At 32.3% G+C, this 19,088-nt stretch carries 19 protein-coding genes; 8 read left to right on the top strand and 11 right to left on the bottom strand.

Features of this window, described 5'->3' with window-relative positions:
• Positions 1–52 precede the first annotated feature (52 nt).
• Positions 53–313 (top strand): hypothetical protein, encoded by a 261-nt coding sequence (locus EI427_RS12615; RefSeq protein WP_126615160.1) that lies wholly within the window; start codon positions 53–55, stop codon positions 311–313.
• Here EI427_RS12615 and EI427_RS12610 read toward each other — a convergent pair.
• Positions 310–795: a tetratricopeptide repeat protein gene (locus EI427_RS12610; protein WP_126615158.1), complete on the bottom strand. Its 486-nt coding sequence runs from the start codon at positions 793–795 to the stop codon at positions 310–312. The two genes, EI427_RS12615 and EI427_RS12610, sit on opposite strands and share 4 nt — an antisense overlap.
• Before the next feature lie 158 nt (positions 796–953).
• Between EI427_RS12610 and EI427_RS12605 the strand changes: the two genes are divergently transcribed.
• The 3 genes from EI427_RS12605 to hemA all read left to right on the top strand — a co-directional run bounded on the left by EI427_RS12605 (position 954) and on the right by hemA (position 4,826).
• On the top strand, positions 954–2,267 hold the full coding sequence (locus EI427_RS12605) for a M28 family metallopeptidase (protein WP_126615156.1): 1,314 nt from the start codon (positions 954–956) through the stop codon (positions 2,265–2,267).
• 76 nt (positions 2,268–2,343) lie between these two features.
• A complete protein-coding gene (locus EI427_RS12600; protein WP_126615154.1) occupies positions 2,344–3,474 on the top strand; it encodes a DUF3179 domain-containing (seleno)protein in 1,131 nt (376 codons plus the stop codon).
• Positions 3,475–3,569: 95 nt separating this feature from the next.
• Entirely contained in the window at positions 3,570–4,826 is a 1,257-nt protein-coding gene (gene hemA, locus EI427_RS12595; RefSeq protein WP_126615151.1) for a glutamyl-tRNA reductase, read from the top strand.
• Between the two features lie 69 nt (positions 4,827–4,895).
• Here hemA and lgt read toward each other — a convergent pair whose 3' ends face one another.
• The 3 genes from lgt to tsaD all read right to left on the bottom strand — a co-directional run bounded on the left by lgt (position 4,896) and on the right by tsaD (position 7,294).
• Positions 4,896–5,750: a prolipoprotein diacylglyceryl transferase gene (gene lgt / locus EI427_RS12590; protein ID WP_317125721.1), complete on the bottom strand. Its 855-nt coding sequence runs from the start codon at positions 5,748–5,750 to the stop codon at positions 4,896–4,898.
• A 193-nt stretch (positions 5,751–5,943) separates the two neighbouring features.
• Positions 5,944–6,264 carry a hypothetical protein gene (locus EI427_RS12585; RefSeq protein ID WP_126615149.1) on the bottom strand — a complete coding sequence of 107 codons (321 nt, stop codon included), beginning with the start codon at positions 6,262–6,264 and terminating at the stop codon, positions 5,944–5,946.
• Positions 6,265–6,277: 13 nt separating this feature from the next.
• Entirely contained in the window at positions 6,278–7,294 is a 1,017-nt protein-coding gene (tsaD, locus tag EI427_RS12580) for a tRNA (adenosine(37)-N6)-threonylcarbamoyltransferase complex transferase subunit TsaD (protein WP_126615147.1), read from the bottom strand.
• A gap of 106 nt (positions 7,295–7,400) precedes the next feature.
• On the opposite strand from tsaD, the gene EI427_RS12575 reads away from it, so the two are divergent.
• Together EI427_RS12575 and EI427_RS12570 are read left to right on the top strand one after the other, a co-directional pair.
• A complete protein-coding gene (locus tag EI427_RS12575; RefSeq protein WP_126615145.1) occupies positions 7,401–7,853 on the top strand; it encodes a hypothetical protein in 453 nt (150 codons plus the stop codon).
• 101 nt (positions 7,854–7,954) lie between these two features.
• Positions 7,955–8,476, top strand: a complete 522-nt coding sequence (locus EI427_RS12570; protein ID WP_126615143.1) for a glycoside hydrolase family 73 protein — start codon at positions 7,955–7,957, stop codon at positions 8,474–8,476.
• 63 nt (positions 8,477–8,539) lie between these two features.
• On the opposite strand, the gene EI427_RS12565 is transcribed toward EI427_RS12570, so the two are convergent.
• The 7 genes from EI427_RS12565 to EI427_RS12535 all read right to left on the bottom strand — a co-directional run bounded on the left by EI427_RS12565 (position 8,540) and on the right by EI427_RS12535 (position 16,017).
• Complete coding sequence (locus EI427_RS12565; RefSeq protein WP_126615141.1) at positions 8,540–10,720, bottom strand: S46 family peptidase; 2,181 nt, start codon at positions 10,718–10,720, stop codon at positions 8,540–8,542.
• Between the two features lie 105 nt (positions 10,721–10,825).
• Entirely contained in the window at positions 10,826–12,055 is a 1,230-nt protein-coding gene (gene lepB, locus EI427_RS12560; RefSeq protein ID WP_126615139.1) for a signal peptidase I, read from the bottom strand.
• Between the two features lie 23 nt (positions 12,056–12,078).
• Entirely contained in the window at positions 12,079–12,804 is a 726-nt protein-coding gene (dapB, locus tag EI427_RS12555; RefSeq protein ID WP_126615136.1) for a 4-hydroxy-tetrahydrodipicolinate reductase, read from the bottom strand.
• 8 nt (positions 12,805–12,812) lie between these two features.
• On the bottom strand, positions 12,813–13,523 hold the full coding sequence (locus tag EI427_RS12550; RefSeq protein ID WP_126615134.1) for a DUF5683 domain-containing protein: 711 nt from the start codon (positions 13,521–13,523) through the stop codon (positions 12,813–12,815).
• Positions 13,523–14,461, bottom strand: a complete 939-nt coding sequence (locus tag EI427_RS12545; RefSeq protein ID WP_126615132.1) for a ParB/RepB/Spo0J family partition protein — start codon at positions 14,459–14,461, stop codon at positions 13,523–13,525. The genes EI427_RS12550 and EI427_RS12545 overlap by 1 nt, the downstream gene beginning before the upstream one ends.
• A gap of 53 nt (positions 14,462–14,514) precedes the next feature.
• Positions 14,515–15,294: a ParA family protein gene (locus tag EI427_RS12540; protein ID WP_126615130.1), complete on the bottom strand. Its 780-nt coding sequence runs from the start codon at positions 15,292–15,294 to the stop codon at positions 14,515–14,517.
• Positions 15,295–15,375: 81 nt separating this feature from the next.
• Entirely contained in the window at positions 15,376–16,017 is a 642-nt protein-coding gene (locus EI427_RS12535; protein ID WP_126615128.1) for a polysaccharide deacetylase family protein, read from the bottom strand.
• A 447-nt stretch (positions 16,018–16,464) separates the two neighbouring features.
• On the opposite strand from EI427_RS12535, the gene ilvE reads away from it, so the two are divergent.
• Entirely contained in the window at positions 16,465–17,361 is an 897-nt protein-coding gene (gene ilvE, locus EI427_RS12530) for a branched-chain-amino-acid transaminase (RefSeq protein WP_126615126.1), read from the top strand.
• Positions 17,362–17,390: 29 nt separating this feature from the next.
• Complete coding sequence (gene ilvD, locus EI427_RS12525) at positions 17,391–19,073, top strand: dihydroxy-acid dehydratase (protein WP_126615124.1); 1,683 nt, start codon at positions 17,391–17,393, stop codon at positions 19,071–19,073.
• Positions 19,074–19,088: the final 15 nt, after the last annotated feature.

Genomic DNA, 19,088 nt, shown 5'->3' with positions numbered 1-19,088 from the left:
TTTTAAATTAAGTACAAATAATACTCTTTATAAATTATCAACTATCATTGTCATGCAGAATATCCATATCTTACTGTTACTTATGTATTTATCTATAGGACTAGCTATTTGGTCTTTTTATAAAACATTTCTAATAACAGACAATCCAGGTAGTTCTACATTCGATAAAGATGATGACGATAACGATAATAACGGAGGTTGGCCTCAAGAACCTAAAGACCCTGATTTAGATCTACCTCCAGGCGTATTTATATTACCACCAGAAGCTCCAGATCCAAGTCAAAGAAAAAGAGATTTACAATTTGTAAATTAGTTACTCTTAATTTTTTTTCTTAGACTTTTTGCCTGAGATGTTAACCCTTTCTTATTAGGAACAATCAATAACAGTTTGTGTAACATTGCCAATGTATGCTTTTCTAATTTCAATTCTTTATAAATTGTTGAAAGTCCAGACATAGCAGCAAAGTGCCTAGGTTCTAATTCTAGTACCTTTTTAAGATCTTTGATGGCGTTATTAAATTCACCACGCATGTAATAAGAAATTGCTCTTTTATTAAAAATTTCAGCACACTCTTTATTAAATATCAAAGCATGAGAAAAAGTTGCAATAGCGTCCTTGTATCTTTCGTTAGACATTTGTTCAACACCTAAGGCAATGATATCATTTAAAAATGGATCATCAGTTTTTTGCCATAACTGTAATATTGAATTTTCTATATCTAATATTGTATCTTTATCAGTGGCATCTTTTAATTGATTAAAAAGATTTTCCACTTCTGTAGTGTTTTCTTTCATAGTTGTAGACTTAGATTTTCAGTAAAAATTATTTTACTTTTATCATTAAAAGCAATTCATAGCCGAATTGTGTCACACTACTTAAATACATAAACCCCCTTAAAAAGTTTCTAATAATTGAAATCATTAGGGAATTTCTAAACATATCTTCATAGTTCATGAGAATAGTACAAACTTTCGTATTGCTTTTTATTGTTTTGATAAGCATTTCAAATTCTAATGTTTATGCTCAAATATCAGTTCAAACAACAAAATATATAATTGATTCTCTTTCAAGTGATATTTTAAGAGGTCGCCTTGCAGGGAGTGAAGGGGAACATATAGCAACAGATTTTATCAGTAATGAATTTAAAAAGTTAGGCTTAACACCTGCAGGAGATAATGGAACTTATTTCCAAGTATTGACTAAATATTCTAAAGTTGTTGAAAAGAACGCATTATCATTAAATAAATTACCAATTAGCGAAGGTGATTTTTTTGTTGATACAAATGTAGAATCTATCTATTCTAAGAAACTTAAGGATATTGCTGTAAAAGAAATCCCAGAAGGAACATCTTTTCAAGAATTTAGAAAACAACTTATTTCTTCAGATCAATTGACATTCGTTTGGGTAAAATCTAAGGAACATCTAATATCATTATCTCAGTTGATTGCATCGGAAGTAAGAAAACCTTATCAAGAAAGTATTGCTTCTCCTCAAAGAATTATTTGGGTAAAAGATAATCCAACAATTAGAGCAAAATTTAAGAAAATAGTTATTGATTTTTCTCAGGATGTTGAAAAAGTCGAAATGAGAAATGTTATGGCTAAGTTGAAAGGAGCCACAGAGCAAACGGTAATGATTTCAGCACACCATGATCATTTAGGAATTTTAAAAACTATCCAAGGAGATTCAATAGCAAATGGAGCAGATGATAATGCATCTGGCGTATCTGCAGTAATCCAAATAGCATCTTATTTTGCGAAAAGAAAAAATATTAATAAAAGAACTTTACTGTTTACAACATTCACAGCAGAAGAGCTTGGTTTAGTAGGGTCCACTTATATGGCTAGTAAAATGACTGAAGAGGAGTTAAAGAATATTGTTGCAATGGTCAATATTGAAATGATAGGTAAAACTTCTGCAAATGGTAAAAGAAAGGCATATATAACAGGTTATAATAAATCATCATTGGGTAAAATAATGTCAGGTAATGTATTGGCAAATAGGAAAGTGAAATTTAAGTTTTTTGCTGATCCTTATGAAGATCTCAATCTTTTTATGCGTTCAGATAATGCACCTTTTGCAGCAAAGGGAGTACCAGCTCATACAGTATCTTCTACAGATATAGATTTTGATTCTTTTTACCATACCGTTAATGATGAACCATCAACTATTAATTATAATAATGTTGTTGAGGTAACGAAAGGTATTATAGTTGGTATCGAACCAATTGTTAAAGGAAGAGAAACACCAAATAGAATAAGATAAACAATATAAAGTGAGTTCTTTTTCTTAAATTTATGCTGTTTAAGAGAACCTAATAATTTTTTGATAAAAGGAAATAATGAAGAGAATAATCAGTCTCTCGGTATTAGTAATAGGGTTTGTGTTACAAGGCTATGCGCAGCTGAGTAGAGTTGGGGTGAAAGATGATTGGACTACTGACTTGAACAGAACAACAATTTCACTTTATGAGTTTGAGGCCTTAACGCCTAGATCAGCTTTTCAGAGTATAGATAACCCTCGTTTTTATAACGAAGAAACGTCAAAAGAATATTATAATAATAACGAAAATGTTGTTGTTGTAAGTGCTGGTAGAGAGTACAAGGCATACCCTCTAGAGTTTCTAATATTCCATCAAGTAATTAATGATAGAATTGGAGGAATGCCAATAGCAGTTACCTACTGTCCCTTTACAGATGCAGTAATAGTTTATGAACGCCGTTTTACACATAGAGGGGTACAAAGAGAATTGTTACTTAAACCTTCTGGCATGATTAGAAAGAGTAATATTATTCTTTATGATCAGCAAACGGAATCGTGGTGGCAACAATATAATGGTACGGCTAAAGTTGGTCATTTTTTAGGAACAGAGTTAAAACAAATACCTTCTCTTAGAATGACAATGGGAGACTTTTACGAAAACTGTAAGTATGGTTTGGTTATCAGAGATAATGTAAAAGATGAGCAATTACCTTATGGTATCAATCCTTATTATAAATATGATAATGTTTTAACAGAAAAGCCTCTTTATTTAAATTATATGCCTAGCGAAAAGCTAATGCCAATGGAAACAGTTGTATTAGTTGAATTACGTGGAAACCATATAATTTATCCTTTAGAAGATTTACAACAACGTAAAGTACTCAATGATTTACCGATGGATATGTATGTTGTGGTTTTTTATGAAGGGAACTCAACTGCAATGCTAGGAGGTAGAGAAATTAAAAATAATGACAAATCGGGTTCAATGGCTGCGTATTCTTCATTTCATGATGGGAGACTATTAACATTTTCTTCAGAAGGCAATCATTTTATTGATGAACAAACAAAATCGACATGGAATTTTAATGGACTTTGTGTTGATGGATCTTTAAAAGGTCAACAATTAAAACAGCTAATGTCTAAACAAAGTTTTGCATTTATAGCCTTAGATTTTTACCCTAACAGCTTGATTTATAATATAAATTGGTAATCAAATTTAAGGAGTTACCATTTTCTTAAAAACAGTTGTACATTTGTATTTAGGAGATTAACACTATCTCATCTATTTACTTTCTGAATAATACGATGAAAGATTTCAAAGAAGTAAGATTATCATATAAAAATACGCCAATAGACGTCCGTGGTAAGTTTTCATTAACTCAGCAAGAATGTGAAGAGTTATTGAAAGATTATCAATCGGATGATCGTATTAATGAGTTATTATTTGTGTCGACTTGTAACAGAACAGAAGCATTTTATGTATCTGATGAGGACATGTCTGTTGATATTATTCAGAAAATAAGTAATAAGAAAGGTGTTGACATCAAGGAAGCCGTAAAGTATTTTGAGTCTGATTGCGATCCTCTTCAAGTGCAGAATCATTTATTTCGTGTTGCACTTGGTTTAGAAGCTCAAGTTGTAGGTGATATTCAAATCTCGAATCAAGTTAAAAGAGCTTACCAATGGACGGCCGACTATAATATGGCTGGTCAGTATCTGCATCGTTTAATGCATACAATTTTCAATGCAAATAAGCGTGTTCAGATAGAAACTGAATTTAGAGATGGAGCGGCTTCTGTTTCTTATGCTGCAGTAGAAATGATTGATGAGCTAACGCTTGATATAACTGACCCGAAGGTTTTAGTTGTTGGGCTTGGAGAAATTGGAACAGACGCTGTTAGGAACCTTCAGAATACAGATATTTCTGATGTAACGATAATGAATAGAACATTAAGTGTTGCAGAAGAACTAGCAGAAGACACAGGGTATAATATTAGAGCTTTTGAGGAGTTATGGCATGCTGCAAAAGAAGCAGACGTGATTATATCTTCTCTACCAATAGCAGATTACTTTAATGTTGATAATGTTAAAGATTTAGATATTCTAGCTTTTAAATGTTTCTTAGATCTTTCTGTACCTAGGTCTGTAGCAGAAGATGTAGATAAAATTCCTGGTGTATTAGTTTACACAGTAGACGATATAAATGCAAGAGCCGATAAAGCGTTAGAGCGTAGATTAAATTCTATTCCTAAGGTAGAAGCTATAATTCAAGATTCTTTAGTTGAATTCAATAAGCGTTCTAAAGAAATGGAGTATTCTCCTATAATTAAAGGATTAAAGAATACACTTGAATCAATAAGAGAAAAAGAAGTTCTAAAATATCAAGGGCAACTAAGTTTGAAGGAACAGAAACAAGTTGATAAGATTACAAAGAACTTATTAAATAAGATAATGAAAGTTCCTGTGCTTCAATTAAAAGCATCTGCAAGTGCAGACAAAAAGGAAGGGGAGAAAATGGGGCAAATGATTTCGGAGTTATTTAATATTGATATTGAAAAATAGATTTTAAATGACTAATCGTTTATAAAGAAAAAATCCTTGATTAATGAATTTATTAATCAAGGATTTTTTTTATTTCTTCAGTTTATCTTCGTTGGGATTAACTTCTGGAAATGGAGGTGGAGTACCTGCTTTTCCTAGTGATCTAACAAAGAAGAAGAGTCCTCCTAATACAGCAGGAATACTCAACCATTGCCCCATATTTAATTCCATAGTTGCTTCGAATGCTACTTGATCTTCTTTAAAGAATTCCCAAACAAAGCGCATTCCGAATACTAATATTAAGAATAGTCCGAATAATATACCTTGAGGTAACTTGTGTCCCTTCTTTTTATAAATAGTACCTAGAATAAAGAATATTATAAGGTATGTGATAGATTCATACAACTGAGCAGGATGACGAGGTGTCAACGGATCTGCAACATAAGCACGTTCAAAAATAAATGCCCAAGGTACATCAGTTGGTCTTCCAATAATTTCTGAGTTCATTAGGTTACCAAAACGTATAAAACAACCTGCTAAAGCTACAGGAATTACAATACGGTCTAATATCCATAACCAAGGCTGGTCAGGTCTCTTACTACTATATAAATAAAGAGCGATGATAATACCAATTGCACCACCGTGACTTGCTAATCCTCCTTTCCAAATTTGAAGAACTTCAAGTGGATGTTGTAAATAATAATCAGGTTGATAAAATAAAACATGCCCTAATCGTGCTCCTATTATTGTAGCAACAACCATATAAATTAAAATGGCATCTGCGTCAGATTCTGGTCGGTTCTCATTCACGAAGATTTTGGCCATTATCCATGTACCAATAAAAAACCCTAATGAAAAAAGTAAACCATACCATCTTACAGGAAGTATTCCTGGAAGTATTTCTGGGTTGACATCCCAATGTATAAATGCTAGTATTGATTCCATAGCACAAATATGTAAAATGCTTTTGTAAACAAAAAAGTCTTTTGAAATTGTATTCAAAAGACTTTCCATTTTTCATTTTCATATATGGACTAAAGGAGATAAAAACTCCATTTAATACCTTATATCAATATAATTTATTTGTATAGTAAATATCTCAACAAAAGGTTTAACAAAAGTTAACCCCTAAGAAGGTTTATTTTTTATGATCTAAAAGTGATATGTCACTTATTAAATATTTTTCTGTTCCATTTTCTTCTATACTTAAATAGAGAATTCCTTGTTCTCTAAGGTCTTCTAATTTCTGTTTAGCATCTTTTGCGTTGGCATTTGAATGAAGACAAAGAGCTGCAACACTTATTCCTTCTTTTTTTTCTGATGCTAACTTTATAACATTAGCGTCAGTTAAAAAGGAACGGTTAGATGTATCAATACCTTTATTTTTAGATTGAACACTAAAGAATATACCCAATCCAATGGCAGTAATAAATGCGAGAGCAACAACAATTAGACCCATAGAGAAATTTGTTTTATCTTGATCCAGTAAATTTTAAACGAGGATTTGGAGAGGTAGAAAGTTTTTCAAAATCTTTACCCTCATATTGGTAATGTGCAGCCATTGCAATCATTGCTGCGTTATCTGTACAATGTTCAAATTCTGGAACAAACACATTCCAACCCAATTTTTCACCTTCTTCTTTTAACGTACTTCTTAAGCCAGAGTTCGCAGAAACACCACCTGCAATACCAATTTCTTTTATATTTAATTCATTGGCTGCCTTGGTAAGCTTTTTCATTAAAATACGTATCAGCGTAAATTGAATACTAGCACATAAATCAGCTTTATTCTTTTCAATAAAATCGGCATCTTTTTGTGTTTCTTTTCTAAGGAAATTTAAAAAAGCAGTTTTTATACCGCTAAAAGAGAAATTATAATCTGGAATATTGACATTTGGGAATTTAAATTTTAATGGATCACCATCTTTAGCAAATTTATCTATGAGTGGTCCTCCAGGATAATCTAAACCCATAATTTTAGCTGTTTTATCAAAGGCTTCACCAACAGCATCATCAATAGTCTCACCAATAACTTCCATTTCAAGGGGAGATTTCACAACAACTAACTGTGTGTGTCCTCCACTTACAGTTAAGCATAAAAATGGAAACTTAGGTTTTGGACTTTCAATAAAGTGAGCAAGAATATGAGCTTGCATGTGGTTTACTCCAATTAATGGAATATCTAATGCCATAGCCATACCTTTAGCAAAAGAAGTACCTACCAACAATGCACCTAACAGTCCAGGTCCTTTAGTAAAAGCTACAGCATCAAGATCAGTTTTTTTTATTCCTGCACCTTTTAATGCTTCGCTAACTACGGGTAAAATATTTTTTTGATGCGCCCTAGATGCTAATTCAGGAACTACACCTCCATATTTTTGGTGTACTTCTTGTGTAGAAACTATATTACTTAAAACAGTACCATTTTTAACTACTGATGCTGATGTTTCATCGCAAGATGATTCTATAGCTAGGATTATTCCGCTCATTTTTTTGTTCTTTGACTTTAAAGAACAAAATTACATTACTTGAAGCGAATGCCCTAGAAAAATAAGAAAGCATTAACTGACATTGATTGAATTTTAAAAAATAACTATGAGTTTGCATCTTAATACAGAAGAACTTTACAAAAAATATAACGCATCAAATCAGATAGAATTATCGCGTTTACATTTTCAAACTTTATTTACCTATTTCCCTTGTTTGCTAATTGTTGCTTCTGATGGTATTGTAGATGAAGAAGAGTGGGTATTTGTAAAATACTTATCAAAATTTATGGCAGAAGGCTATAAAAGCTCTTTAACAAGATCTGAATTAGAAAATTTACAAAAAGTATATTTTAATGAGCTAGAGTATTTGATAAAAACACTTGAGCAGTGGAAAGATCCTTTCTTAGATACTTTAGCAAATTATTTGGAAGAAAATGATGATGAAAAAGAAGATATACTTGATATTCTAACTTTGTTTGCAGAAGCTTCTGAAGGAATTAATGATGATGAAGAGAAGGCGATAGCAGAAATAACGGAAAGATTAAAATTAGAAGAATAATTTTATCTTGTTAATAAGGAATAATTATTTCGACTTATATGTACTTTAAACTGTATTACTATTAATACAAATAACCTTATAAGTATAGTCGAACCTAAAACATGAAAATTAAATTATTCCTTTTATTAACGATTTTATTCTTTAACCTTTCATCATGTTTTTCTTTTATTAAACCCGCAGAAGATAGAGTTACAGCATACATAGAAAAATATGGATACTATGCTGTACAAACTATGAAGAAGTACCAAGTACCAGCAAGTATAACGATTGCTCAAGGTATTTTGGAATCAGGTTTTGGAGAGGGAGAATTGGCAATGAAATCAAATAATCATTTTGGTATTAAATGTCATGCTCAATGGAAAGGAGAAACAACAACTCATGATGATGATGCAGATGCTGAATGCTTCCGGGTATACAATTCAGTATTAGATTCTTATTTTGATCATGGAGAGTTTCTAACTGCTAGAAAATGGTATGAATCACTTTTTGAGCTTCCAATTTATGATTATGAAGCATGGGCAAAGGGATTATCAAAATGTGGTTACGCAACAGATCCAGAATACAGTAAAAAAATTATTGATTTAATTGAAAAATATAAATTATATCAATTAGATGAAATGTAAAAAAAAAGCCTTATTTCGAATTTGAAATAAGGCTTTTTTTTATGTATTGTGTCTCGTCCTGAATTAGTTTTTCACGATTGTCATTTCATCAATCAATCGACTACATTCACCGTATTTATCAACAACAAATAAGACGTAACGAATATCAACAATGATATTTCTACATTTTACGGGATCAAACATTAAGTCTGACATTGTTGATTCCCAAGTTCTATCAAAATTGATACCTATAAGTTGTCCTTCTGCATTGATTACAGGTGACCCGGAGTTTCCACCAGTTGTATGGTTTGAGCCTGTTATACAAACCACCATTTTACCATCTTCTGCGTACTGACCGTAGTCTTTATCCTTATATAAGTCAATAAGTTTTTTTGGAACATAGAACTCATGAGTATTAGGAACATCAACTAATCTTTTTTCCATAACACCTTCTAGAGTGGTATAATATTTAAAATCTACACCATCACGTGGTTCAGACCCTTCAATTTTACCATAAGTTACTCTTAGCGTACTGTTAGCATCAGACCAATATTGCTTACTAGCACCTTTTACGTTGGCAACATATTCTCTATTAGGAAATACTTCTTGTAATGCCTTCACATATGTACGCATAGATAAATCTATACTCTCCGACAATTTACTGTACTCTGGTTGTACTTTTATAGTGAATGTATCATGTATCTCTTTAGCAATAATAAAGGCAGGGTCTTTTACTATTTTACTGTAAATAGCATCTTCTGGACCATTTAATAAAGCATCTAATTTATCTTGATTACAGAAAATACTCTTTTTATATACCGTAGCAGCAAGTTTATTGAAAGCGTCTTTATCCTTTGCTTTCGAAAAAGCGGATGGTAAGAAACTAGAGTCAATTGCTTCTGAATATAAAGTTGATGCAGATACAAAGACTTCTTGATCTGTTGCTTTATCATAGTTTTTGAAAAAACTATTTGTAGAGTTTTTCAGTTTTGCAATAGTTTTCATCGTTTCAGGGTTACCTGCGTTTGCATTGTTCAATTTTTCAAACCCTAAAGCAAATCGGAGTATCTCTGGTCCGTAATACAATTCTTCTACATAAAGATCTCTTGCTAACTGATACTTTTCAATTTCCTTAAACTCTTGTTTAAAATCTGCAAGTAAAGAAGCATATTCAGGTTTATTCTTTACGGCATCAGCAAACATTTTTTCTTGTTCTACTTTTTTATCAATAGCATCAAGACGTTTTAAACCTTTACTTTCGCCAATCCATTTTTTGTAAGCATTGGCAACTCTCGCTTTTTTTGCTGAATATTTAATACGGACATTGTCATCAGCGGCCATATTTTTATCATAAATTGCAATTGTTTTTTCACGCATTGCAATTTTAATAGGGTTTGATTTATCTACAGTATATTCAATACCTTCTGATGGTAAATATTGTTTTGTGCGACCGGGGAAACCATAAACCATTGTAAAATCGTTAGGTTTCACACCATTTAATGTGATAGGAAAATGGTACTTAGGTTTGTAAGGAATATTATCTTCTGAATATTCAGCAGGTTTTCCATCTTTATCAGCATAGATTCTAAAAATTGAAAAGTCACCTGTGTGTCTTGGCCACATCCAGTTATCAGTATCTCCTCCAAATTTACCAATTGATGAAGGCGGAGCAAATACCAATCTAATATCTGTGAATGTTTCCATAACAAACATATAATACTCATTACCGTAAAAGAAAGGTTTAATGATGTATTCGTAATGTGTATCTTTAATAGCATTATCACCAACTTTAGCGATGTTCTCTTTAATGATTTTTTGACGTTCTTCTTCTTTTAGGTCATCTGTTACACCATCAAGAATTGCTTTAGATACATCTTCAATACGCACAACAAAGCTGACCGTTAAACCATTACTTTTAAGTTCTTCTCCAAAAGATTGTGCAGCAAAACCATTAGTTAGTAGATCATTTTCTACTGTTGAATGAGATTGGATTTGTCCGTATCCACAATGGTGGTTAGTTAAAATTAAACCTTTATCAGAAACAACTTCACCTGTACAGCCTCTACCAAACCATACAACTGCGTCTTTCATACTTGATTTATTGACAGAATAAATGTCTTCAGCTGTTAGCTTAAATCCATTTGCCTGCATATCTTCTTCATTTAATTGTTGAAGAAGGGAAGGAAGCCACATTCCCTCATGTGCAAATACCGAAAATGGTGTAAGCACAAATGAAATTAAAACGATGTGTAAGAATTTTTTCATTTCTACTATGTGATTAATATATGGTAATTATGGTTTGAAAAAATAGCCGAAGTCAACAATGTCAACTCCGGCTATGATGACGTAAAAACGTCTTTAGTATTTTTATTATTTAATTTGATTATTGTCCTCGTCTTTCTTTTTAACGAAGCTGAAATAACCAAAGAATGCTAGTAGTAAGATGCCAATAACGATTTTAATCCAACTAGGAATTTGTGTATCGCTACCAATTAGAAGACCAATGCGGTCGTATCTAATACTATTTTCTGCATCAGGATTATTGTCTTTAGACATCCAGACCATAACAGCTTTACCTATTACGTGGTCGAACGGAACATATCCCCAATATCTTGAATCTAATGAATTGTGACGGTTATCTCCCATCATAAAATAGTAATTCTGCTTTACGGTATACGATTCTTGAACTTCGTCTCCTAAATAGAATTTACCATCCTTAAATGTACCTATTTTACCATCATTATAATCTACTTCATATTCTTCTGTAATCGCTTTATATTGCGACCAGTTGTCTGCTGTAATTTTAACTACATCACCTTCCTTAGGAATATAAAGTGGTCCAAAATTATCAATAGACCAATTATTACTTGCTTTTTGTGGGAAGACATCATTATCTTCTCTAGCGTAAATCCTATCAACAGATTCTATAAAATCTAACTTTCTTAAATCATCAGCACTATGTTTAGGTAACATTGCTGTATACGTAAATTTACCTTCAGGTCCTGGAACCATGTTTAACCTGTAATGAGCTATATTATTATAGTCATATGCGTAAACATTGTATTTTTCTAGAGTTCTTTTACCAATTTGAGTTTTAGATACAATAGTATATTGTGTTTGGCTCTCTGATGGAGTTTCAGCTCTTTTACCATTTATAAAAACTTCTTGGTCTTTAATCTGTAATGTATCACCAGCAATAGCGATACAACGTTTGATATAGTTTAACTTCATATCCGATGGGAATCCTTTTTCCGCAGGATAATTAAAGACAACTACATCATTATTTTTTACAGATGTAAAACCAGGGATTCTATGTGACTTTAGTTGAACCCAATCCAAGAAGGAAGGTATTTGTGTACCCCAAATTGTTTGATGCGTTAAAGGTAATTGCAAAATTGTTTTTGGTGTACGAGGTCCGTAATGAACTTTACTTACAAAAAGGTAATCGCCAACTAATAACGATTTTTCCATAGATGAAGTAGGGATTGTAAATGCCTCAAATGCAGCCCAACGAATTAAAGTTGCAGCTATTATTGCAAAAATGAGAGCGTCAGTCCATTCTTTACTACCTGATTTTAGTTTTTTATCTTTTTTACTCATTATTCTTTCAATATAATTTTATCTTATAAAGATAGCATATCTTGCATGCCAAAAATACCTTCTTTTTTGTGTAACCATTCACCTGCAAGTACAGCTCCTAAAGCAAAACCTTTTCTTGTAAAAGCAGTGTGTTTAATATCTATTCTGTCAATTTCAGAAGTATAAGATATTTCATGAGTACCAGGTACATTTGGTTCACGAACAGCTTCTATTTCAATACCATTATCAACAGCTTTATCTTCTCCTTGCAATGTCCACTTATCAACACCTTCAAAATTTTCGATAACACCTTCAGCTAAAGTTATAGCAGTTCCAGAAGGAGCATCTAATTTTTGTGTATGATGAATTTCAACCATAGATGATTTGTATTCGGCATTAAATGCACTCATCATTTTGGCTAATTTCTTATTTAATTCAAAAAAGATATTAACACCTAAACTATAATTTGAAGCATAAAAGAATGCTGTATTATTATCTTGAGTAGAAGCCTCTATAATATCTTTTTTATCTAACCAACCAGTAGTTCCAGAAACAATACGAATACCTTTATCTAAACATGTTTTGATATTATCGTATGCAGAACTTGGTTGAGTAAATTCAATTGCAACATCAACTGTAGACGGGTTAATGGTATCTAAATCAGAACGGTTGTCTTTGTCAATAATTCCAACAACATTATGTCCTCTTTCTTTTAAAATACCTTCAATGGTCTGACCCATTTTACCGTAGCCAATTAATAAAAAATTCATTTGTTATATTATTTAGAGTTTAATTTTAGTGAGAGTGTCATACCTACAGCTGGTAAACCTGTTAAGGGATCTGGAATTGCTGCGGGAGAAACTTTAAAAGATAGGTCATCACTTATGTCATAATACTTTAAATGTTGATCTACTGCAGCATCTAAAGCTCCTAACATATACCACATGCAAGTAACAATAATCATAAAGTCTCTATCACGTCTAAAGTTATCGCTTCTGTTTCTAAGATTTTCGACGGTTAAATTTCTATAAATCTCAGGAATTAAGTTATCATTTAGAGGATCAGAATCTGCCTTATACGCTAACCAATGACTACTTTGTATATAATTAGAATGATTAAATTTGATAAAGTAGCCAAACACTGCAAACCCACCATAAAGAATAGGCACTTTCCATACTTTATTGTTATGAATCTGGCCTAAACCAGGTATTACAATAGAATAAAAAGAAGCCTTAGTAGGTTCTGTTAAGTTCTCATATTGTATTTTTTGTTTCCGCTTTTTTTCTTTTTGATCAATATGGTTTGGAATCGCTTTTATTGTTGTAAGCGAGTCCATAGATCTTTGGTTTCTTTCTGCTTCAGAAATTTCTTCATCTTCGGTTGTATCCGGTATTGGCTCTGTTTGAGCAAATGAAGAAAATCCATTGAAAAAAGAAAAGCAAAAAACAAAAATGAATAGATAAAATATATGATTGCGTAAACGCAGCATCAGTGAGTTTTTAGAATGTCTAAAATACGGTTAAGGTCTTCAACAGATTGATAAGGGATTTTAATTTCTCCTTTTCCTTCATCAGAATTTTTAATTTTAATCTGAGTTCCAAAATGCGAAGATAAATCTCTTTGTAGTCTACTAAATTCGAAATCAAGAGGTTCGTTTTTATTTTTAGACTTGGCCGTTAAAGGGTCCTTTCCTTGAATAATATCACGTACTAAATTTTCGGTTTTACGTACCGATAATTCATCTTTTACAATTGTATCAAAAAGTGTCAATTGTACTTCAATACTATTTACATTTACAAGGGCACGAGCATGGCCCATTGTTATCATTCCGTTGCGTAATCCTGTCTGAATTTCTGGCGGTAATTTAAGTAAGCGTAAATAGTTAGCAACAGTTGATCTTTTTTTACCAACTCTATCTCCTAGTTCTTCTTGCTTTAAATCGCATTCAGCAATTAGCCTTTGGTAGGAGATAGCAACTTCTATAGGGTTAAGATCTTCCCTTTGAATATTTTCAATTAATGCCATTTCTAGCATCTGAGCATCGTTAGCTCCTCTAATGTAAGCAGGTATTTTTTCTAATCCTGCCATTTTAGAAGCTCTCCATCGTCTTTCTCCAGAAATGATTTGGAATTGATTTTCTGTTAATCGACGTACAGTGATGGGTTGAATGATACCTTGAACACGAATAGAATCAGCAAGTTCTTTTAATGCTTCATCTTTAAATTCGAGGCGAGGTTGAAAAGGATTTCTTTCAATATGATCAATAGAAATCTCATCTAATTTTTCTACAATATTTACACTAACAGCTTCAGCAGGTTCTGTTGTGGCAGCTGTTTCTGTTTTTTTAGGATCACCAAGTAAGGCTCCTAGACCTTTACCGAGTGCATTCCTTCTTTTTAATGTTTTCTTTTCTGAATTATCAGGCATAATCTCGCCGCGCTCAAATAGGTTAATTAATAGTATTTATAGAGATGTATACTTTAAACTTTAGCAGTCATTTTGTTTTTAGTCAAAATTTCTTGTGCTAAATTTAGGTAACATACAGCTCCTTTACTCACTGCATCATGAGCAATTACAGGTACACCAAAACTTGGAGCTTCGCTTAATTTAATGTTTCTTGGAATGATAACATCAAAAACTAAGTCACCAAGGTGTTTCTTAACCTCTTCAACCACTTGGTTTGATAAACGTAAACGAGTATCATACATTGTCATTAAAATCCCTTCTATTAATAAGTTAGGATTTAATCGTGATTGAATAAGTTTTACAGTATTTAATAATTTATCTAAGCCTTCTAATGCATAAAACTCACATTGTACTGGTACAATAACTGAATCTGCAGCTGTTAAGGCATTTACTGTAATTAAACCAAGAGATGGAGAACAATCTACAATTACAAAATCGTATTTATCTTTAATTTGTTCTAAAGCCCTTAGCATTCGCATTTCTCTGTCTTCAATATCAATCATTTCAATTTCAGCACCAACTAAGTCGATGTGAGAAGGAATGATATCCAAATAATCAAAATCAGAATTTACGATTATATCTTCTACATTGATGTCTTCCACCATGCAGTTATAAATGCTTTTTCGTTCTTCTTTAGGATCAAGGTTTAATCCAGAAGTTGAATTTGCTTGAGGATCGGCATCAACTAGTAATGCATTATACTCCATAGCAGCAAAACTAGCTGCTAAGTTTACAGCAGTTGTGGTCTTGCCAACGCCGCCTTTTTGGTTGGCTACTGCGATTATCTTACCCATTGTGTCTCTTCTCTAAAATTTCTTGTAAACACAAATATAGTTTTTTTAATAATGTACTATTAAAAAATGTATTTTCTTTATTTAAAGAGATTTAAATTTGTACCCTTTTTTCGAAAAAAATGCTAAAAAACGAGGTAAAACGTATTTTAAATTCTTTTCTGCTTTTAAACTATCATGAAAAACAACGATTGACCCGTCTTCTGTTAGCTTAATTGCTGTTTTTAAACAAGTCTCTTCGTTGTAGTTTTTATTGTAATCTCTTGTTAAAACATGCCACATGATAATCTCATAATCAGGTAAGACTTTTTGTAAAAGTTTTTTGCCAATTTGCCCATGTGGAGGTCTAAAAAGTTTTCGAGGTTTCTTTTCAATAAACTTATTATTAGAATTTAGCCACTTTTCGCACTCATCAATATTTTTAAGGTATTTCGATAAACCATTTTTCCAATATTGAAGATGATTAAAAGTATGGTTACCTACTGTGTGGCCTTCTTCTAAAACTTTATTATATGTATCAGGGTATTTCTTGATATTATCACCAACACAAAAGAAAGTTGCTTTAGCATTGTACTCTTTCAAAAGGTCTAAAACCCATGGAGTAATTTCTGGGATAGGACCATCATCAAAAGTAAGATATATACTAGGATGTTCACCTTTTTCTTTTTTCCAAGTTAAGCTTGGAAACATCTTGTTTCTTACAAAACTGCCTACTCTTTGAATCATTGAGTTCTGATCTATTTATTATATATACAAATATAGTTAATACTTTTTGGCTTAGGAATGATATTTATTATTCTGTTAAAATGGTGCTTATTTGTATTTAAATAGACATTGTAAACGATATATTATGTTAGGATTCGTAATTATTTATAAAAAGTAAACGAGGTTCACTCTTATTTTTTTGCAAATTAAAACGGAAGATCTTTATATTTGATGTAAACAATGATCAGATATGTTGAATAAAACGCAAAATATTGTCCTAATTATTAGAAAAACGATTGTCGTCCTGCTGAAGGAAAGATAATGGTCGGGATATATATTTTGTGAATACAAGAAATAAATACAGGCCATTGTCAGATTGAATAAAAATTATGACAGTGGTTTTTTTATTAAAACATTTTTGTTTCAAAGTTGATTTAATTGTTTAAAACATCTATAAACTCTTCAGGTATGTTAAAATATTATGATAAGGATACAGTAATTTTCCATAACGGAGAATTTATCAAGGCTGAAGAGGCAAAAGCAGATCTTTTTTCGCAGTCTTTACACTACGGTAACGGAGTTTTTGATGCGGTAAGAGCTTATGATACTGCTTTAGGTCCACATATATTCAAAGCAAGACAACATTATACTAGATTTGTTGAAGCGGCAAAAACAATGCACTTGAACCTAGATTATTCTGTTGATGAGCTTGTAGGAATAACATACCAATTACTTGAAGAAAATGGATTCAAGGATGCATACGTTAGACCATTGGTTTACGCAAGTGCAAATATGGATCTAACACCTACTAAAACGAACAATATTTTTATTGCAGCGTGGAGATGGGATAAATTTTTGGGTAAAGATTTATTAGATATAACAATTTCAACATATACTCGTCCTAGCCCATATTCTTTTAATGTAGAAGCTAAAATTTCTGGTCACTATATTAATTCAATTGTTTCTATTGCAGAAGCTAAAGAAAGAGGTTTTGATGATGCAATCTTATTAGATGTTGAAGGATATGTTGCAGAAGGAACTGGTGCTAATTTCTTTTTTGAAAAAGGTGGTAAGTTATATACTTCTCAAAAAGGACATATCTATCCAGGTATTACTCGTGAAGTAGTATTTGGTATTGCAAAAAGTCTTGGAGTTGAAGTGGTAGAAGGGCAATACAAACCAGAAGATCTTAACGATATTGATGGAGCTTTCTTTACAGGTACTGCAGCTCAGATTACAGGTATTAGTAGCATTGATGGTAGAGCAATGAAAAAAGATTGGGATGATACCATTGGATGTGAAGTATTTGAAAAGTACAGACAATTTGTAACACAAAGTGAGTATGACAATTACTCAATTATTTAAGAAACTATACAGACAAACAATATAAGACAATGGCAGAGGAGTTAAACAAACACAGCCGTACTATTACTCAAGACGATACACAGCCTGCTGCTCAAGCAATGCTTTATGGTATTGGTCTTACAGATGATGATATGAAAAAACCTCAAATTGGTATTGCAAGTACTGGTTATGAAGGAAATACTTGTAACATGCATCTAAATGATCTAGCAGCTATTGTTAAAGTAGGTGTTCAGAAAGAGGGTTTAGTAGGCTTGATTTTTAATACTATTGGTGTAAGTGACGGTATTACAAACGGTACAATAGGTATGCGTTACTCACTTCCATCAAGAGATATTATTGCAGACTCTGTTGAAACTGTAGTAAACGGTCAATTTTACGATGGCTTAATTACTGTTGTTGGTTGTGATAAAAATATGCCTGGAGCAATGATGGCAATGTGTCGTATTAACCGTCCAACAATTATGTTGTATGGTGGTACTATTGCATCAGGATGTTTTAAAAATAAAAAATTAAATATTGTATCAGCATTTGAAGCCTTGGGTGAAAGAATTGCAGGAACAATATCTGACGAAGATTATAAAGGGGTAATAAAAAATGCTATTCCAGGTGCAGGAGCATGTGGAGGTATGTATACAGCTAATACAATGGCTTCAGCAATTGAAGCTATGGGTATGAGTTTACCTTATTCTTCATCAAACCCTGCAGTTAGTGCAGAGAAGAGAGCAGAATGTAAAAATTTAGGTGCTTCAATGCATCATATATTAAAATTAGATCTTAAGCCATCAGATATACTTACAAAAGCATCTTTTGACAATGCTTTAACGGTAATCATGGCATTAGGTGGTTCTACAAATGCAACGTTGCATATGTTAGCTATCGCTAAAGCAGCAGATATCAAATTAACTTTGGATGATATTCAAAGAGTTTCTGATAAAGTGCCATTCTTAGCAGATCTTAAGCCTTCAGGTAAATATTTAATGGAAGATGTTTTTGCAGTAGGAGGTATTCCTGCAGTAATGAGAACATTATTAGATTGGGGCCTAATTGATGGAACTTGTATGACCGTTACAGGTAAAACAATTGCTGAGAACTTAGCAGATGTTAAACCTTTAGGTGGCGAACAAGATTTATTACGCCCTCAAGATAATCCAATTAAATCAACAGGTCACTTACAAATTCTTTATGGAAACTTGGCAACGGAAGGTTCTGTAGCTAAGATTACTGGTAAAGAAGGTGAGAAATTTGTTGGTCCTGCAAAAGTGTATAATGATGAGTTTGCAGTAATAGCAGGTATTCAGGCAGGTGAAGTAAGTAAGGGTGATGTAGTAGTTATCCGTTACGAAGGTCCTAAAGGAGGTCCTGGTATGCCAGAAATGCTTAAACCAACATCAGCAATTATGGGTGTCGGCTTAGGTAAAGAAGTCGCATTAATTACAGATGGACGTTTCTCAGGAGGTACTCACGGTTTTGTTGTGGGGCATATTACTCCAGAAGCAGCTGTTGGTGGTAATATCGCATTAGTAAATGATGGTGATATTATTACAATTGATGCAATTACCAACCAAATTTCTGTAGGTGTTTCTGATGAAGAATTAGCCGAAAGAAGAAAAAATTGGGTTGCTCCGGAACCAAAATTCAAAAAAGGTATTTTATATAAGTATATAAAGACAGTTTCTTCAGCATCTGAGGGATGTGTAACAGATGAATTTTAATAGTTCATTGTTATA

It is taken from the genome of Flammeovirga pectinis (genome assembly GCF_003970675.1).
Classification (GTDB): domain Bacteria; phylum Bacteroidota; class Bacteroidia; order Cytophagales; family Flammeovirgaceae; genus Flammeovirga; species Flammeovirga pectinis.
This window is presented reverse-complemented; position numbering and strand designations above follow the sequence as displayed.

Bases quoted from the DNA above. Each gene is read 5' to 3' on its own strand.
- EI427_RS12615 (WP_126615160.1), top strand. From the start codon at position 53: ATGCAGAATATCCATATCTTACTGTTACTTATGTATTTATCTATAGGA.
- EI427_RS12610 (WP_126615158.1), bottom strand. From the start codon at position 795: ATGAAAGAAAACACTACAGAAGTGGAAAATCTTTTTAATCAATTAAAA.
- EI427_RS12605 (WP_126615156.1), top strand. From the start codon at position 954: ATGAGAATAGTACAAACTTTCGTATTGCTTTTTATTGTTTTGATAAGC.
- EI427_RS12600 (WP_126615154.1), top strand. From the start codon at position 2,344: ATGAAGAGAATAATCAGTCTCTCGGTATTAGTAATAGGGTTTGTGTTA.
- hemA (WP_126615151.1), top strand. From the start codon at position 3,570: ATGAAAGATTTCAAAGAAGTAAGATTATCATATAAAAATACGCCAATA.
- lgt (WP_317125721.1), bottom strand. From the start codon at position 5,750: ATGGAATCAATACTAGCATTTATACATTGGGATGTCAACCCAGAAATA.
- EI427_RS12585 (WP_126615149.1), bottom strand. From the start codon at position 6,264: ATGGGTCTAATTGTTGTTGCTCTCGCATTTATTACTGCCATTGGATTG.
- tsaD (WP_126615147.1), bottom strand. From the start codon at position 7,294: ATGAGCGGAATAATCCTAGCTATAGAATCATCTTGCGATGAAACATCA.
- EI427_RS12575 (WP_126615145.1), top strand. From the start codon at position 7,401: ATGAGTTTGCATCTTAATACAGAAGAACTTTACAAAAAATATAACGCA.
- EI427_RS12570 (WP_126615143.1), top strand. From the start codon at position 7,955: ATGAAAATTAAATTATTCCTTTTATTAACGATTTTATTCTTTAACCTT.
- EI427_RS12565 (WP_126615141.1), bottom strand. From the start codon at position 10,720: ATGAAAAAATTCTTACACATCGTTTTAATTTCATTTGTGCTTACACCA.
- lepB (WP_126615139.1), bottom strand. From the start codon at position 12,055: ATGAGTAAAAAAGATAAAAAACTAAAATCAGGTAGTAAAGAATGGACT.
- dapB (WP_126615136.1), bottom strand. From the start codon at position 12,804: ATGAATTTTTTATTAATTGGCTACGGTAAAATGGGTCAGACCATTGAA.
- EI427_RS12550 (WP_126615134.1), bottom strand. From the start codon at position 13,523: ATGCTGCGTTTACGCAATCATATATTTTATCTATTCATTTTTGTTTTT.
- EI427_RS12545 (WP_126615132.1), bottom strand. From the start codon at position 14,461: ATGCCTGATAATTCAGAAAAGAAAACATTAAAAAGAAGGAATGCACTC.
- EI427_RS12540 (WP_126615130.1), bottom strand. From the start codon at position 15,294: ATGGGTAAGATAATCGCAGTAGCCAACCAAAAAGGCGGCGTTGGCAAG.
- EI427_RS12535 (WP_126615128.1), bottom strand. From the start codon at position 16,017: ATGATTCAAAGAGTAGGCAGTTTTGTAAGAAACAAGATGTTTCCAAGC.
- ilvE (WP_126615126.1), top strand. From the start codon at position 16,465: ATGTTAAAATATTATGATAAGGATACAGTAATTTTCCATAACGGAGAA.
- ilvD (WP_126615124.1), top strand. From the start codon at position 17,391: ATGGCAGAGGAGTTAAACAAACACAGCCGTACTATTACTCAAGACGAT.